We start from the raw sequence: 14,578 nt of genomic DNA, 5'->3' as shown, positions 1-14,578 counted from the left end.
GCGCTGCTGGCGGGGCTGGGTTCGCTCTGCCCAAGGTGGCGGCGCAGAGCTTGCAACAGCGTCTGACGTGCGAGCGGGCGGGCCAGTTGTTCGATGGGAGCCAGGACCTGGACCTGCTCGCTGGAGAGGAAGTTGCCATAGGCGCTGACCAGCAGAATGGGTTGGCTGCTAGCGCAGCGCAGTTCATGCAGGCGCTCTGGATGGTCGCTGATCAACAGCTCGGCGTCGATGACGCCCAGATCGGCGTCAGGCTCCATTTGCACATAGGTCAGTCCCCAGCCGGGTAGCAGGCTCGCCAATTGCTCGCTGAGGCCAGAGCTGGCGGGGCTGATTACCAGCACGCGGCCATGCAGTTGAGCGAACGGCTGTACGGCTGTTTGGCTGGGCAGGGGTAAATCCACACTGAAGGTGCTGCCAAGGCCTTCCCGGGTTTCCAGGCTGAGCTGGCCTTGCATGGCTTCGCAGAGCCGGCGAGTCAGGGCCAGGCCCAGGCCGGTGCCGCCAAACTGGCGGGTAATGCCGGCGCCTGCCTGGGCGAAGGGGTGGAAGATGCGGGCCAGGGCTGCTTCGGCGATACCGATGCCGGTGTCGCGGACAACGATTTGCACGCCGTCCTGGCGTGCCGTGACCTGAATATCGACGCGGCCAAAGCGGGTGAATTTCAGCGCGTTGGACAGCAGGTTGCTGACGATCTGGCGCACCCGCGTCGGGTCGCCGAGTAGCAGCTTGGGCAGTTTTGGGTCGATCAGGCAGGTCAGTTCGACGCCTGCCGCGGTGTTCTGCGAGAGCAGGTTGGCGGTGTCTTCGACCAGGCTGCCGAGATCGAAGGGGATGCTTTCCAACTCCAGTTGGCCGGCCTCGAATTTCGACAGGTCGAGGATGTCGTTGAGCAGCTCGACCAGCACCTTGCCGGAGTCGTGGGCGATCGACAGTTGCTGGCGCTGTTCGTTGTTCAGCGGGCCATCCAGCGACAGCGCGAGCATGCCCAGCAGGCCGTTGAGCGGGGTACGGATTTCATGGCTCATATTGGCCAGAAAGGCCGAGCGCGCCTGGGCCATATCCAGGGCCGTGCGCCTTGCCTGTTCGAGCTCGCGGTTGGAATCGAGCAGCCGGGTATTGGCGCCCTCCAGCTCGGCGGTGCGCGCCGAGACCACATCCTCCAGCTGGGCCAGGTACTGGGTCAGACGATCTTCGGCTTGCTGACGCTGCTCTATCTCGCTGGCGATGCTGGTCAATTGGCGGTTGGTCACATCGACCAGTACACCGATTTCGTCGCGCTCGTGGCCGGCCGGGTAGGGCAACTTGGCATCTCTGGGGCTGCGCAGGTCGCGCGCGCTGAGGGCGCTGAGGGCGCTGATAAAGCTGGTCAGCGGTTTGGTCAGCATAAAATAGAACAGCACCAGAAGGATCAGCGAGAGCAGCAGGCTGCGCGCGAAGCCGGTCAGCAGGGTGAGCAGCGAGCGGCGCAGGAAGTGGCTGCCGAAGGCGTAGGTGTCGACTTCCAGGGTCAGATGGCCGAGGGCTTCAGTGGGCGCGTGGCTGACGAACAGCTCGGTTTCAAACTGCCGGCGCTCGCCAAACATAAAATCACTGATCACGCGGTAGCTGCTGTGCATGGCCGGGCGGTTGACGCTGGCCAGGGTCATCTGGTTGTTGTCGGTGAGCTGCGCGCTGATCACCGCGGGCGAGCGCAGCAGGCCCAGCACCAGTTCCTGGGCCAGTTCGGCGTCTATGTTGTAGGCGATGCGCGCCGCCGGATTATGGCTGATCTCCAGCAGCGCATTAATCTCGCGATTGATGGACGCATCTTCGCTGGCATAATCGATGCCTACCTGCAGCAGGCTAAGCACTGTGCCGAGGATAAACGCCACCAACACGGTCAGGCCGGCCTGTTTGAATGACAGGCGTTGGGTCAGCGCTATATCCATATGGGCGGAAATTTCTCGTATTGAATCGCCTGCCAAGCATAGCCCATCTGTTTTACCTGACGGCAGTGGCCGCGCTGCCTGAATACCCTGGAGTGTGTCGTGGATTCCCGTTTAAGCGCTTTTTTACTGCGTGCCGAGACTGTCTTGGCCAGGCTCGAACCCTTGTTGCCGGTGCAGCGTACTGAGATCGATTGGCAGCGGAGCCTGGCCGCCCGTTGGCAGCGCGAGGGGCGCAGTGGCTTTCTGCTGCCGCTCAAGGTCAGTCTCGATCTGCGCCTGAACGACCTGATCGGTGTGGATCGCCAGTGCGAGCAGTTGGCGCGCAATACCCAGCAGTTTCTCCAGGGCTTGCCGGCCAATCACGCCTTGCTCTGGGGCGCGCGCGGCACCGGCAAATCCTCGCTGGTGCGGGCGCTGTTGGCCGAGCATGCGGCGGCAGGGCTGCGCCTGATCGAGATCGAGCGCGATCATCTGGCCGATCTGCCGCGGGTGGTCGAACAGCTGGCGGGCATGCCGCAACGCTTCGTGCTGTTCTGCGATGACCTGTCGTTCGAGGCCGGCGAGGGCGATTACCGCATGCTGAAAACCGTGCTGGATGGCTCCCTCGAGCGTGCCCCGGACAATGTGCTGCTGTACGCCACGTCCAACCGCCGCCACCTGTTGCCAGAGAAGGAAAGCGACAACGAAAACTGGCAGCGGGTCGAGGGTGAGTTGCATCCCAGTGAAGCGGTGGAGGACAAGATTGCCCTGTCGGATCGCTTCGGTCTGTGGCTGTCCTTCTATCCCTTCACCCAGGATCATTTCCTCGCGGTGGTGCGCCATTGGCTCGAGGTGCATGCCGCCCAGGCCGGTTTGCATTGGCAGTGGAACGAAGCGCTGGAAAAGGCGGCGATTCGTTGGGCGCTGGGCCGTGGGAACCGCAACGGCCGTTGTGCCTATCAATTCGCTCGGCATTGGGTTGGCCTGCAGCTATTGAGCAAGTCCGATGCTTGAGCGCAACTGACTGCCGAGCCGCTGCAGAAAAAAGCCCGGCCTTTAGAGGCCGGGCTTTTGCGTTTGCCTGTATTGCTTCAGGTCAGCGAGGCCTAGCGGCCAGCTGGGTCAGTCGTAGATATTCTTTTTCTTCCAGTCTTCTTCGCCTTCCAGTGAGCTCAAGCCTTGCGTCAGCTCGCTGGGTTCGTCAGGCGAGGGCTGGGTCTTGTCCAGCACCATGGCATTGGCGCGGGCCAGTTGTTCTTCGAATTTTTGCAGTTGGGCCTGGTAGCGCGCGGGGTCGGGTTGTTTGCGCAGGTATTGCACGCCCCGCTCGAAGGCCAGGCGGGCCTGGCCGGGTTGGTTCTGTTGCAGTGCCTGCTGGCCGAGGTTGCTGAAGAATTCGATATGCACCTGGGTCAGCATGCTGCGCACTTCGCCTAGCCAAAGCTTGGCTTCGGTTGCCGTTAGGAGGCCGTCCTGAACGGAGCGAGTCAGTTGTCCATGCAGGTTCTCCAGCTGAAAGCGCACGTCTTTGGCTTTGGCTTCGGCAAGAATCTGTTGTGGCGGGTTTTTGACCGGGATCGATTCACCCAGGGCGATATGCTTGCGCAGCTCTTCAATACGCGCCTTGAGGGCGCTGTTACTTTTATCCAGAGGCAAGAGGCGTTCGCCGAAGTGCAACTGCAGGCGACTGAGCAAGAGTTTCAGCTGAGGCGTCATCAGCTGTCCGGGCAGGGTTTCCGACAGATCGCTGCTGCGGCGCAGGCGGTCGTTGAGGTCGGCCTTGAGGCGCGCCTTTTCCAGCTTGTTGTTCTCGACCATATGATTGATGTAGGCAATGGCGATCAGCAGAACAATGCCAGACACAATCATTATGGTAATCACGAGTGGGGACATGGATGCAGCCTCTCGATCACCGGTTTTTCGTCCGAGTGTAGTGCCTTAGCCTGGAGGCTGATAGAGGTGCATCACAATCCGGGTTGAAGTCGTTGATTTATAAAAAAATTTATAGAGAGGTTGACGAGCCTCGCAAGGCTCCATAGAATGCGCGCCACTTCGTAGCGCAATGCCTTAGGGTCTAGCCTGCGAAAGCCGGAAAAGCTGTTGTAAGTTCCGGGCTGCGTCCCCTTCGTCTAGTGGCCTAGGACACCGCCCTTTCACGGCGGTAACAGGGGTTCGAGTCCCCTAGGGGACGCCATTTTTGTACCAAGCTGTATTGCGGGAATAGCTCAGTTGGTAGAGCACGACCTTGCCAAGGTCGGGGTCGCGAGTTCGAGTCTCGTTTCCCGCTCCATATTTCAAAAGAAAGCAACAAAAACGCCGCTCACTGAGCGGCGTTTTTGTATCTGCTGTTTTTAGCGCTGACAAAAAAGCCCGCCGGTTATGCCGTGCGGGCTTTTTGTTGTTCAGGTCGGGTGTTAGTGCTTGCTGCCTTGGGCGGGCATATCTAGCAACTGCTTTTCCTGGTTCCAGTCGAAGGGCTCGTCGTTTTCCTGGGCATAGAAACGGCGTTCTTCGAGGGTCTGGTACATCTCGATTTCTTCGTCCGGCATAAAGTGCAGGCAGTCGCCACCGAAGAACCACAGCAGGTCGCGCGGTACCAGGTGGGCGATCTGTGGGTAGCGCTGGAAGATCTGGCTGATCAGGTCCTGGCCCAGGTAGAGGCTGGCTTCCGGGTCGTTGGGCAGCTCGGCGAGCAATTCGTCGTAGCGTTCCAGGTACATGGCGTGGCTGTCATCGAGAATCTGCTCGGCTTCACCCAGGGCCACCAGGATGGTGCGCAAATGGTTGAGCAGGGCGAGGTGGTGGTCGATGTGTGCGTTGGCCATGGGGCAATCCTGTAGGTAAAACGGGCGGCGCAGTATAAGGCCGGCGCTGCCCGCTGTCCTGCCCGCTTAGCGGACCTTGCCGGGGCTGAGGGTCAACTCCTCCTTGGCGAAGTCGTCGACATTTATCACCAGGCGGCGCGCCGCTTCGGCCTGCTGCAGGCTATGGGCTTCTGCGCTGCTCAGTATGCCGGCCGCTAACGCCGCCTCGATCAGGCTTTGCCCCGGCCGCTCCTGCACCTGGCCATCTTTAACCGCCTGGTGCAGTTTTTTCTGAAGTGGCTGCACGCTGTGCAACAGATCCATCGCCTGTTGCAGGGCGCCGACCGGGTCCTGTTCGGTCTGCGGGCGATAACAGCCAGTGAGCAGTTCTTCCAGCGCCGGATCGCCGCTATTACGGCCGATAATGGCCGCGACCTCGGCATCCAGCTTATCGCTGGGGCCTTTATGGCGACGGCCGAAGGGCAAGACCAGTACCCGTAGGGCGCAGCCAAGCGGTTTGCTGGGGAAGTTGTCGAGCAGTTTATCCAAGGCTTGTTCGGCCTGGCTCAGGCTTTCCTCCATGGCCCAGCGCAGCATGGGCTGGGAATGCTCTGGGTAGCCCAGATCGTGATAGCGCTTGAGCGCCGCCGAGGCCAGATAAAGGTGGCTGAGTACGTCGCCGAGGCGCGCAGACAAACGTTCGCGACGTTTCAGTTCGCCGCCCAGCAGCATCATGCTGGTGTCGGCGAGCAAGGCGAAGGCGGCGGCCAGACGATTGAGGGCGCGGAAGTAGGGGCGGCTGATGCGGTCGCCCGGCACCTGGCTGAATACGCCCAGGCCGAGGCTGAGCAGCCAACTGCTGGCGGCGTTGCCGATGGCGAAGCCCAGGTGTTGCAGCAGCAGTTCATCGAACTCCAGCAGCGCCTGCTCCTGGTCCTCGCGGCTGGCCAGGGCCATTTCCTTGAGCACATAGGGATGGCAGCGAATCGCGCCCTGGCCGAAGATCATCAGGTTGCGCGAGAGGATATTGGCGCCTTCCACTGTGATAAAGATCGGCGCGCCTTGCCAGGCGCGCGCCAGGTAGTTGTTCGGGCCCATGACGATGCCCTTGCCACCGTGCACGTCCATGGCGTGGCCGATGCACTCGCGGCCGCGCTCGGTCAGGTGGTACTTGAGGATGGCCGAGAGTACCGAGGGCTTCTCGCCCAGGTCCACCGCATTGGCGGTAAGGATGCGCGCACTGTCCATCAGCCAGGCGTTGCCGGCGATACGGGCGAGGGCTTGTTGGATGCCCTCGAAGGCGGCCAGCGGCAGATTGAACTGCTCGCGGATCTGGCTGTATTGGCCGGTCACCAGACTGGTGAACTTGGCCGCGCCGGTGCCGACCGCAGGCAGCGAGATGGAGCGGCCCACCGACAGGCAGTTCATCAGCATCATCCAGCCCTTGCCGAGCATGGCCTGGCCGCCGATCAGGTAGTCCAGGGGAATAAACACATCCTTGCCGCTGTTCGGCCCGTTCATAAAGGCCGCGCCCAAGGGCAGATGGCGACGGCCGATCTCGACCCCAGGCGTATCGGTCGGCACCAGCGCCAGGCTGATGCCGAGGTCTTCCTCATCACCCAGCAGATGCTCCGGGTCGTAGGCCTTGAACGCCAGGCCGAGCAGGGTGGCGACCGGCCCCAGGGTGATATAGCGCTTCTCCCAGGTCAGGCGCAGGCCTATGACTTGCTCGCCTTGCCACTGGCCTGTGCAGATGATCCCGCTGTCCGGCATGGCGCTGGCGTCGGAACCGGCCAGGGGACCGGTAAGGGCGAAGCAGGGGATGTCATCGCCGCGGGCCAGGCGTGGCAGATAATGATTGCGCTGTGCTTCAGTGCCGTAATGCAACAACAGCTCGGCCGGGCCCAGAGAGTTGGGCACCATGACTGTGGAAGCCAGATCGCCCGAGCGGGTCGCCAATTTCATCGCCACCTGGGAGTGGGCCAGGGCGGAGAAACCCTTGCCGCCGTATTGCTGGGGAATGATCAGGGCGAAGAATCCGTGCCGCTTGATATGCGCCCAGGCCTCGGCGGGCAGGTCCATCTGCTGGCCGATCTGCCAGTCGCTGACCATGGCGCACAGCGCTTCGGTAGGGCCGTCGAGAAAGGCCTGCTCTTCCTCGCTCAGCTGCGCCTTGGGGTAGGCCAGCAGGCTGTCCCAGTCCGGGCGGCCGCTGAACAGCTCGCCATCCCACCACACAGTGCCGGCTTCGATGGCGTCGCGTTCGGTGGCCGACATCGGCGGCAGCACCCGTTGAAACCAGGCGAATAGCGGCGCGCTAATCAATTTGCGGCGCAGCTGCGGCAATGCCAGCGGCAAGGCCAGGGCCAGCAGGAGCAGCCATAAGCTGTTCAGCAGCCAGACCGGCGCCTGGCTGAAGGCGCTTAGCAGAAGCAGGTAAGCGGCCAGCAGGCCAAATGCGGGCAAGACAGGCGTGCGGCGATGGGCCAGGTAGGCCGTGCCGAGCAGCAGGACAAGTAACCAGAGCGCGAGCATGCAGAATCCTCCGTGATGAGGGGCGCGGAAAGCGCCATCAATAGCCTAGTCGCAGTGAATGGCGACAAGAGCGGTGAGCTTGGCCGAATCGTCGTGACCTGCGCTCGAACGGCGTCGCTAGACTGGTTTCTCAGCCATGGAGAAACCCTGATGCGTGAATACCTCGAACCCGGCCGCTGTATCGATAGTGACCACCCTGCGCTGGTGGAGTTCGCCGAGCAGTCCCGCGGTGCCAGCCGCGATCCGCGTCAGCAGGCGGTCAAGCTGTATTACGCGGTGCGTGATCAGATTCGCTACAACCCCTATGTATTCAGCCGTGATCCCGCGACCCTGAAGGGCAGCCATGCCTTGCTCGCGGGGGAAAGCTACTGCGTGCCCAAGGCCACCTTGTTGGCGGCTAGTGCCCGGCATTGCGGGATACCGGCACGCATCGGCCTGGCCGATGTGCGCAACCACCTGGCCACCCCGCGGCTGCTGGAGATGCTGCGCAGCGAAGTGTTTGCCATGCACGGCTATACCGAGCTGTACCTGGACGGGCGCTGGGTCAAGGCCACCCCGGCGTTCAACTTGGAGCTGTGCCAGATGTTCAAGGTGGAGCCCCTGGAGTTCGATGGCATCACCGACAGCCTGTTCCATCCGTTCAACCAGCAGGGCGAGCGCTATATGGAATACCTGCAGGACCACGGCCAGTTTGCCGATGTGCCGGAAACGCTGTTTTTCAGCCATTTGGCCCTGTGCTACCCGCACCTGTTTGTCGAGGATGCGCCGCTGCTGATGGGCGATTTCCAGGCAGAGGCCGCGCCTGCTCAATAGGGGCTCAATCAGGCGCTGCGCGAGGTTTATATCGATGGCTTCGATTAGCACCATCGAGGCTGCGGGGTTCTTTCTTTGCGCGGCGCTGTTAGGCTGCTGCCCGGTTCCATGGCTGCTTAGTCGCTCGTGGTTTTCCTGCAAAAGGGCTGCGATGGCCGGCGCCCAGGCGCTAGACTTGAACGGCTTAGCGCTGGCGCCCCGTGGCGCCGCCCCCGCGAATTTCTCTTCTTTACCAGGTGCGCACCTTTTTATGAGTACCGCTCTGTCCATCCGCCAGTTGACCAAAACCTACGGCAATGGCTTCCAGGCCTTGCATGGCATCGACCTGGACGTGGCCGAAGGCGATTTCTTCGCCTTGCTCGGCCCCAATGGCGCCGGCAAGTCCACCACCATCGGCATTCTATCCACCCTGGTGACCAAGACCAGCGGCACGGTGAATGTGTTCGGCCATGACCTGGACAAGCAGCCCTCGGCGCTCAAGCGCTGCCTGGGCGTGGTGCCCCAGGAGTTCAACTTCAACCAGTTCGAGAAGGCCTTCGACATAGTGGTGACCCAGGCCGGTTACTACGGCATTCCCGCGCGCATCGCCAAGGAGCGCGCCGAGCAATACCTCAATCAGCTGGGCCTGTGGGGCAAGCACAATGTGCCGTCGCGCGAATTGTCCGGCGGCATGAAACGGCGTTTGATGATCGCCCGCGCCCTGGTGCATCAGCCGCGCCTGCTGATCCTCGATGAGCCCACCGCAGGGGTCGACATCGAACTGCGTCGTTCGATGTGGAGCTTTCTCACCGAGCTGAACCAGCAGGGCATCACCATCATCCTCACCACCCACTACCTGGAGGAGGCCGAGCAGCTGTGCCGCAATATCGGCATCATCGACCACGGCCGCATAGTCGAGAACACCAGCATGAAGGAGCTGCTGAAGAAGCTGCACGTGGAGACCTTCCTGCTCGACCTCAAGGAGTCGCAACTGGTGCCGCCGCAACTGCTCGGTTATCCGGCGCAGCTGCTCGACCACCACACCCTGGAGGTGCAGGTGGACAAGAGCCAGGGCATCACCGAGCTGTTCCGCCAGTTGGCCCAGCAGAAGATCGAGGTACAGAGCTTGCGCAATAAAACCAATCGCCTGGAGGAGCTGTTCGTCTCCCTGGTGGAGAAGAACCTGGCGAAGGTGGCGGTATGAGCACGGCCTATCTGAACTCCGAGTTTGCCGCCAACATGGTGGCGCTGCGCACCATAGTTCACCGGGAGATCCGCCGCTTCACCCGCATCTGGCCGCAGACCCTGCTGCCGCCGGCTATCACCATGGTGCTGTACTTCGTCATCTTCGGCCGGCTGATCGGCACGCAGATCGGCGCTATGGGTGGCTTCAGCTATATGGAGTACATAGTGCCGGGGCTGATCATGATGTCGGTGATCACCAACTCCTATGGCAACGTGGTGTCGAGCTTCTTCGGCAGCAAGTTCCAGCGCTCCATCGAGGAGCTGATGGTCTCGCCGGTGTCGCCGCATATCATCCTCACCGGCTATGTGGTCGGCGGCGTGCTGCGCGGGCTGGCGGTGGGTTTTATCGTCACCCTGCTGTCGCTGTTCTTCACCAAGCTTTCGGTGCATCACCTGGGCATCACGGTGCTGGTGGTGCTGTTGACCGCCACCATCTTCTCCCTGGGCGGCTTTATCAACGCGGTGTATGCGCGCAACTTCGACGATATCTCGATCATCCCGACCTTCGTGCTGACGCCTCTGACCTACCTGGGCGGGGTGTTCTATTCGATCAGCCTGCTGCCGCAGTTCTGGCAGACGGTGTCGCTGGCCAACCCGGTGCTGCATATGGTCAACGCCTTCCGCTACGGCATTCTCGGCGTCTCGGACATCCGCATCGGGGTGGCCATCACCTTTATGCTGGTGGCCACCGCCGTGCTCTATGGCGTGTGCATTCGCTTGCTGGTCAGCGGCCGCGGTATGCGCCAATAAGGTCTTAATACTGGGAAACAGCTTTAACGGCTGACAATCGCGGCCTGGCCGTTAGACTCAGCCTCTAGAGTAAATAGGGGTCGTTTATGTCGGTCGGTTCGCGCGTTGTCTTCTCTGTCGCATCCTTGCTGTTTGCCCTGGCTGGACCCACCGTCCAGGCTGACGAAGGCCCCCTGGTCGAGGTGGTGCAGGTAGAGAAGAGCCTGGTGCGCGACGAGCTGATCACCTTCGGTTCCTTGCGTTCGGACGAGTCGGTGATGATTCGTCCGGAAATCGCCGGGCGCCTGGCCAGCCTGCATTTTAGCGAAGGGCAGAGCGTCACGGCGGGGGCTCTGCTGGTCAGCCTGGATGACTCTATTAGCCGCGCCGAACTGGCCCAGGCCCAGGCCAATATCAACCTGGCGGAAAAGAAATTTGCCCGCGCCCAGCTGCTGTTTCAGCGCGGCGCCAGCAATGCCCAGGCCCTGGATGAGGCCAGCGCCCTGCAGCAGGCCGCCCGCGCCAACCTGGCGTTGGCCCAGGCGCGCTTGGACCAGACCCAGATAGTGGCGCCCTACGACGGCGTGCTGGGTTTGCGCCAGGTCAGCCCCGGTGACTACCTCAGCGAAGGCCAGGATATAGTCAATCTGGAAGTGCTCGACCCGCTCAAGGTCGATTTTCGTATTCCGCAAAAGGCCGTCAGCCAGATTCGCCTCCAGCAAGGCATCGAAATCAGCCTGGATGCCTACCCGGGTGAGCGCTTCAGCGGCGAGATCTTCGCCATCAACCCCCATCTGGATGAAGCCGGGCGCAGCCAGGCGATTCGCGCCCATATCGGCAATGCCGAGCGCCGCCTGCGCCCCGGCCAGTTTGTCAAAGTCTCGGTGATCCTGGCCGAGCGGCCGAATGCCCTGGTGATCCCGGAAGAGGCGGTGATGCCGGTGGGCGCGCAGTCGCTGGTCAACCTGGTGGTGGGCGGCAAGGTCGAGCTGCGCCAGGTCAAGCTGGGCAAGCGCCTGGCTGGCAAGGTCGAGGTGCGCGAAGGCCTGAGGGGTGACGAGACCCTGATCGGCGCTGGCTGGCAGAAGGTGCGGGCGGGCATGGCGGTGCGCAGCAAGGTGGTGGAGCGCGCGCCATGACCCTATCGGATATCTGCATCCGCCGCCCGGTGTTCGCCAGCGTGCTGTCGCTGATCCTGGTGCTGCTGGGGTTGATGGCCTATGCCCGGCTGAGCGTGCGCGAATACCCGAATATCGATGTGCCGATCGTCACGGTCAACGTCAGCTACCCGGGGGCCAGCCCGGAAATCATGGAGTCCCAGGTCGCCCAGCCGATCGAGGATGTGCTGTCCGGCATCGAGGGGCTGGATTTCGTCAGCTCCATCAGCCGCTCGGAAAACACCCAGATCACCGCCCAGTTCAGCCTGGGCTCCAACAGTGACGAGGCGGCCAACGACGTGCGCGACCGCCTCGGCCGGGTGCGCGGTCTGCTGCCCGATGAAATCGCCGAGCCCATAGTGCAGAAGGTCGAGGCCGACGCCCAGCCGGTGATCTGGATTGCCTTCTACAGCGAGCGCTACAGCTCCATGGAGATCACCGATGTGCTGGAGCGGGTGATCAAGGATCGCCTGCAGAGCATTCCGGGTGTCTCCGAGGTGCAGATTCGCGGTGGCCGCACCTTCGCCATGCGCATCTGGCTGGACCCGGAAAAGCTCGCCGCGCACAACCTCACCGTGCAGGACGTGGAAGACGCCCTGCGCCGGCAGAACGTGGAGATCCCGGCCGGGCGCATCGAATCGCGGCAACGCGAATTCAGCGTGCTGTCGGAAACCGACCTGAATACCCCCGAGCAGTTCAATGACCTGATCCTCGACGATTCGCAAGGCTATCTGCTGCGCCTGGCCGATGTCGGTCATGCCGAAATCGCCGCCAAGGACGAGCGCAGCATAGTGCGCTACAAGGGGCAGCCGGCGGTGTCCATGGGCGTGATCAAGCAGGCCACGGCCAATCCGCTGGATATCTCCGATGGCCTGGCAGCGGCGCTGCCGGATGTGCGTGCCTTGTTGCCCGCAGGCATGCAAATGGCCATCGCCCACGACAACTCGCTGTTTATCCGCGAGTCGATCGACAACGTGTTTATCACCATCTGGGAAGCGGTGGCGCTGGTCATCCTGATCATCTTTATCTTCCTGCGTTCGCTGCGCGCCACCCTTATCCCGCTGGTGACCATTCCGGTGTCGCTGATCGGCGCCTTCGCCCTGATGGCGTTGCTGGGCTTCAGCATCAACACCCTGACGCTGCTAGCCATGGTGCTGGCCATCGGCCTGGTGGTGGACGATGCCATCGTCATGCTGGAGAACATCCACCGGCATATCGAGGCGGGCATGCGGCCGCTGCAGGCGGCGCTGAAGGGCAGTCGCGAGATCGCCTTCGCGGTGCTGGCCATGACCCTGACCCTGGCCGCGGTGTTCGCCCCCATCGGCTTTATGCAGGGCACCAGCGGCAAGCTGTTTACCGAGTTCGCCTGGACCCTGGCCGGCGCGGTGCTGGTGTCGGGTTTCGTCGCCCTGACCCTGACGCCGATGATGTGCGCGCTGCTGCTCAAGCCGCATCAGAACAACGAAAGGCACAACCGCCTGTACAACCTGATCGAGGATTTTCTGGCGGGCCTGACCCGGGGCTACCGGCACTTGCTGGGCCGCGCCTTGAGCGCTTGGGCCCGGGTACTCGGCGGCTTGCTGCTGTGCATGTTGGCCTGCGTGCTGTTGTTTGCCGGGCTCAAGTCCGAGCTGGCGCCGACCGAGGACACCGGCACCATTATCGGGGTGTTCAGCGGCCCGGATGGCGCCACCATCAACTACACCGGGCGTTATGCCCGGGAAATCGAGGCGGCCTACGCCAGCATCCCGGAAACCAACCGCTATATGGTGATCGCCGGCTTTCCCACCGTGGCCCAGGGCATTTCCTTTATGAAGCTTGCGGACTGGGGCGAGCGCTCGCGCAGCCAGTTCGAGATCCGCAACGAGCTGCTGCCCAAGCTGCAGGACATAGCCGGGATACGCGCCTTCCCGGTCAACCGGCCGCCGCTCGGGCAGAGCGCCCGTAGCCAGCCGGTGAATTTCGTGATCCGCTCTTCGATGGAATATGCCGAGTTGCAGGGCTATGTGGATCAACTGCTGAGCGGCCTGCGCGATTATCCGGGCCTGGAAAGCCTGGACAGCGACCTCAAACTCAACGCGCCGCAGCTGAAGGTCGCGGTCAATCGCGAGCAGGCGGTGGCGGTGGGTTCCGACGTGGCCACCATCGGCCGCAGCCTGGAAAGCCTGTTCGGCAGCCGCCAGGTGACCCGCTTCAAGCAGAATGGCGAGCAATACGATGTGCTGGTGCAGTTGCAGGGCGTCGATCGCAGTAACCCACAGGATCTCGACCGGGTCTATGTGCGCGGCCGCGACGACAGCATGGTGCAGCTGTCCAACCTGATCGAGGTGCGCGAGACGGTGGCGCCGCGCGAGCTCAACCACTTCAACCAGCTGCGCGCGGTGACCATCAGCGCCAACGTCGGCAGCGGTTATACCCTGGGCGAGGTGCTGGATCACTTGGAACAAACCGCTCGTGGGGTGTTCCCGGCCGAGACCCAGTACGATTACACCGGCACCTCGCGCGATTTCAAGGACGCCAGCGCCGGTATCGCCTTGATCTTCGCCCTGGCCCTGGCCTTTATCTTCCTGGTGCTGGCGGCGCAGTTCGAGAGTTTCAGCGATCCGCTGATCATCCTGTTCAGCGTGCCGCTGTCGATGGCCGGCGCCTTGCTGGCCCTGAGCCTGTTCGGCGGCACCCTGAATATCTACTCGCAGATCGGCCTGGTGACCCTGATCGGCTTGATCACCAAGCACGGCATCCTGATCGTCGAGTTTGCCAACGTGCTGCTGCGCCAGGGCTGTGAGCTGCGCAGCGCGGTGATCGAGGCCTCGGTGCAGCGCCTGCGGCCGATCCTGATGACCACCGGGGCCATGGTGCTGGGCTCACTGCCCTTGGCGATAGCCACGGGGGCGGGGGCGGAAAGCCGGCAGCAGATCGGTCTGGTGATAGTCGGCGGCCTGCTGGTGGGCACCTTCTTCACCCTGTTGGTGATCCCGACCCTGTATCTGTTATTGCGCCGCTGGCGGCCGCTCAAACAGCAGAGTGAGGAAATGGCGGTTGCGTAGGATGGGTTGAGCGAGGCGACGCCGCCATGATGGGTTACGCCGCCCCGGCAGTAGGTTATTGCCTGATCACCTTTCTAGGCGGCCCATCCTACGATCCGGTTAGGGTTTGGGCGTTAATCGACTTTAAGCACCAGCTTGCCGAAGTTTTCGCCGCTAAACAGCTTGAGAAGGGTCTCCGGGAAGGTCGTCAGGCCACTGACTATGTCTTCCTTGGACTTGAGCTTGCCGCTGGCCAGCCAGCCGCCCATTTCCTGGGCCGCCTCGGGGAAGCGTGGGGCGTAGGTCATCACCACCATGCCTTCCATGCGCGCGCTGTTGACCAGCAGGTTCAGGTAGTTGGCCGGGCCCTTCATCGCCTGCTT

The 14,578-nt window shown here is 62.5% G+C and carries 10 protein-coding genes, 2 tRNA genes and 1 pseudogene; 8 read left to right on the top strand and 5 right to left on the bottom strand.

Features of this window, described 5'->3' with window-relative positions; translation table 11 throughout:
• On the bottom strand, window positions 1-1,928 hold a 1,928-nt coding region (locus Q8Q83_RS03075), incomplete at its 3' end, for an ATP-binding protein (protein WP_305621030.1).
• A gap of 99 nt (window positions 1,929-2,027) precedes the next feature.
• Here Q8Q83_RS03075 and Q8Q83_RS03070 point away from each other — a divergent pair.
• Window positions 2,028-2,921 carry an ATP-binding protein gene (locus tag Q8Q83_RS03070; RefSeq protein ID WP_305621028.1) on the top strand — a complete coding sequence of 298 codons (894 nt, stop codon included), beginning with the start codon at window positions 2,028-2,030 and terminating at the stop codon, window positions 2,919-2,921.
• A gap of 108 nt (window positions 2,922-3,029) precedes the next feature.
• Here Q8Q83_RS03070 and Q8Q83_RS03065 read toward each other — a convergent pair whose 3' ends face one another.
• Window positions 3,030-3,800: a hypothetical protein gene (locus Q8Q83_RS03065; protein WP_305621026.1), complete on the bottom strand. Its 771-nt coding sequence runs from the start codon at window positions 3,798-3,800 to the stop codon at window positions 3,030-3,032.
• Window positions 3,801-4,025: 225 nt separating this feature from the next.
• On the opposite strand from Q8Q83_RS03065, the gene Q8Q83_RS03060 reads away from it, so the two are divergent.
• Both Q8Q83_RS03060 and Q8Q83_RS03055 read left to right on the top strand, forming a co-directional pair.
• Window positions 4,026-4,101: transfer RNA gene (locus Q8Q83_RS03060), tRNA-Glu, on the top strand.
• 20 nt (window positions 4,102-4,121) lie between these two features.
• Window positions 4,122-4,197 (top strand) — tRNA-Gly (locus Q8Q83_RS03055).
• 124 nt (window positions 4,198-4,321) lie between these two features.
• Here the strand turns inward: Q8Q83_RS03055 and Q8Q83_RS03050 are convergent.
• Together Q8Q83_RS03050 and Q8Q83_RS03045 are read right to left on the bottom strand one after the other, a co-directional pair.
• Complete coding sequence (locus Q8Q83_RS03050) at window positions 4,322-4,732, bottom strand: PA2817 family protein (RefSeq protein WP_305621024.1); 411 nt, start codon at window positions 4,730-4,732, stop codon at window positions 4,322-4,324.
• A gap of 66 nt (window positions 4,733-4,798) precedes the next feature.
• Window positions 4,799-7,246, bottom strand: coding sequence for an acyl-CoA dehydrogenase (locus Q8Q83_RS03045; protein ID WP_305621022.1), 2,448 nt, complete (start codon window positions 7,244-7,246; stop codon window positions 4,799-4,801).
• A 150-nt stretch (window positions 7,247-7,396) separates the two neighbouring features.
• Here Q8Q83_RS03045 and Q8Q83_RS03040 point away from each other — a divergent pair, with 150 nt between their 5' ends.
• The 5 genes from Q8Q83_RS03040 (at window position 7,397) to Q8Q83_RS03020 (ending at window position 14,216) form a co-directional block, all read left to right on the top strand.
• Window positions 7,397-8,059, top strand: coding sequence for a transglutaminase family protein (locus Q8Q83_RS03040; RefSeq protein WP_305621020.1), 663 nt, complete (start codon window positions 7,397-7,399; stop codon window positions 8,057-8,059).
• Between the two features lie 250 nt (window positions 8,060-8,309).
• Window positions 8,310-9,242, top strand: a complete 933-nt coding sequence (locus tag Q8Q83_RS03035; RefSeq protein ID WP_305621018.1) for an ABC transporter ATP-binding protein — start codon at window positions 8,310-8,312, stop codon at window positions 9,240-9,242.
• A gap of 11 nt (window positions 9,243-9,253) precedes the next feature.
• Window positions 9,254-10,033 carry an ABC transporter permease gene (locus Q8Q83_RS03030; protein WP_305621031.1) on the top strand — a complete coding sequence of 260 codons (780 nt, stop codon included), beginning with the start codon at window positions 9,254-9,256 and terminating at the stop codon, window positions 10,031-10,033.
• Window positions 10,034-10,119: 86 nt separating this feature from the next.
• Window positions 10,120-11,151, top strand: a complete 1,032-nt coding sequence (locus Q8Q83_RS03025) for an efflux RND transporter periplasmic adaptor subunit (RefSeq protein ID WP_305621016.1) — start codon at window positions 10,120-10,122, stop codon at window positions 11,149-11,151.
• Window positions 11,148-14,216 (top strand): efflux RND transporter permease subunit, encoded by a 3,069-nt coding sequence (locus tag Q8Q83_RS03020; RefSeq protein ID WP_305621014.1) that lies wholly within the window; start codon window positions 11,148-11,150, stop codon window positions 14,214-14,216. The genes Q8Q83_RS03025 and Q8Q83_RS03020 overlap by 4 nt, the downstream gene beginning before the upstream one ends.
• Before the next feature lie 113 nt (window positions 14,217-14,329).
• Here the strand turns inward: Q8Q83_RS03020 and Q8Q83_RS03015 are convergent.
• Window positions 14,330-14,578: pseudogene (locus Q8Q83_RS03015) on the bottom strand (NADP-dependent oxidoreductase); the annotation flags it as partial.

Origin of the sequence: Pseudomonas sp. (assembly GCF_030696055.1) — a bacterium.
Lineage (GTDB): Bacteria > Pseudomonadota > Gammaproteobacteria > Pseudomonadales > Pseudomonadaceae > Aquipseudomonas.
Note: the sequence above shows the minus strand (reverse complement) of the source record. Positions and strands in the feature narration are given on the sequence as shown.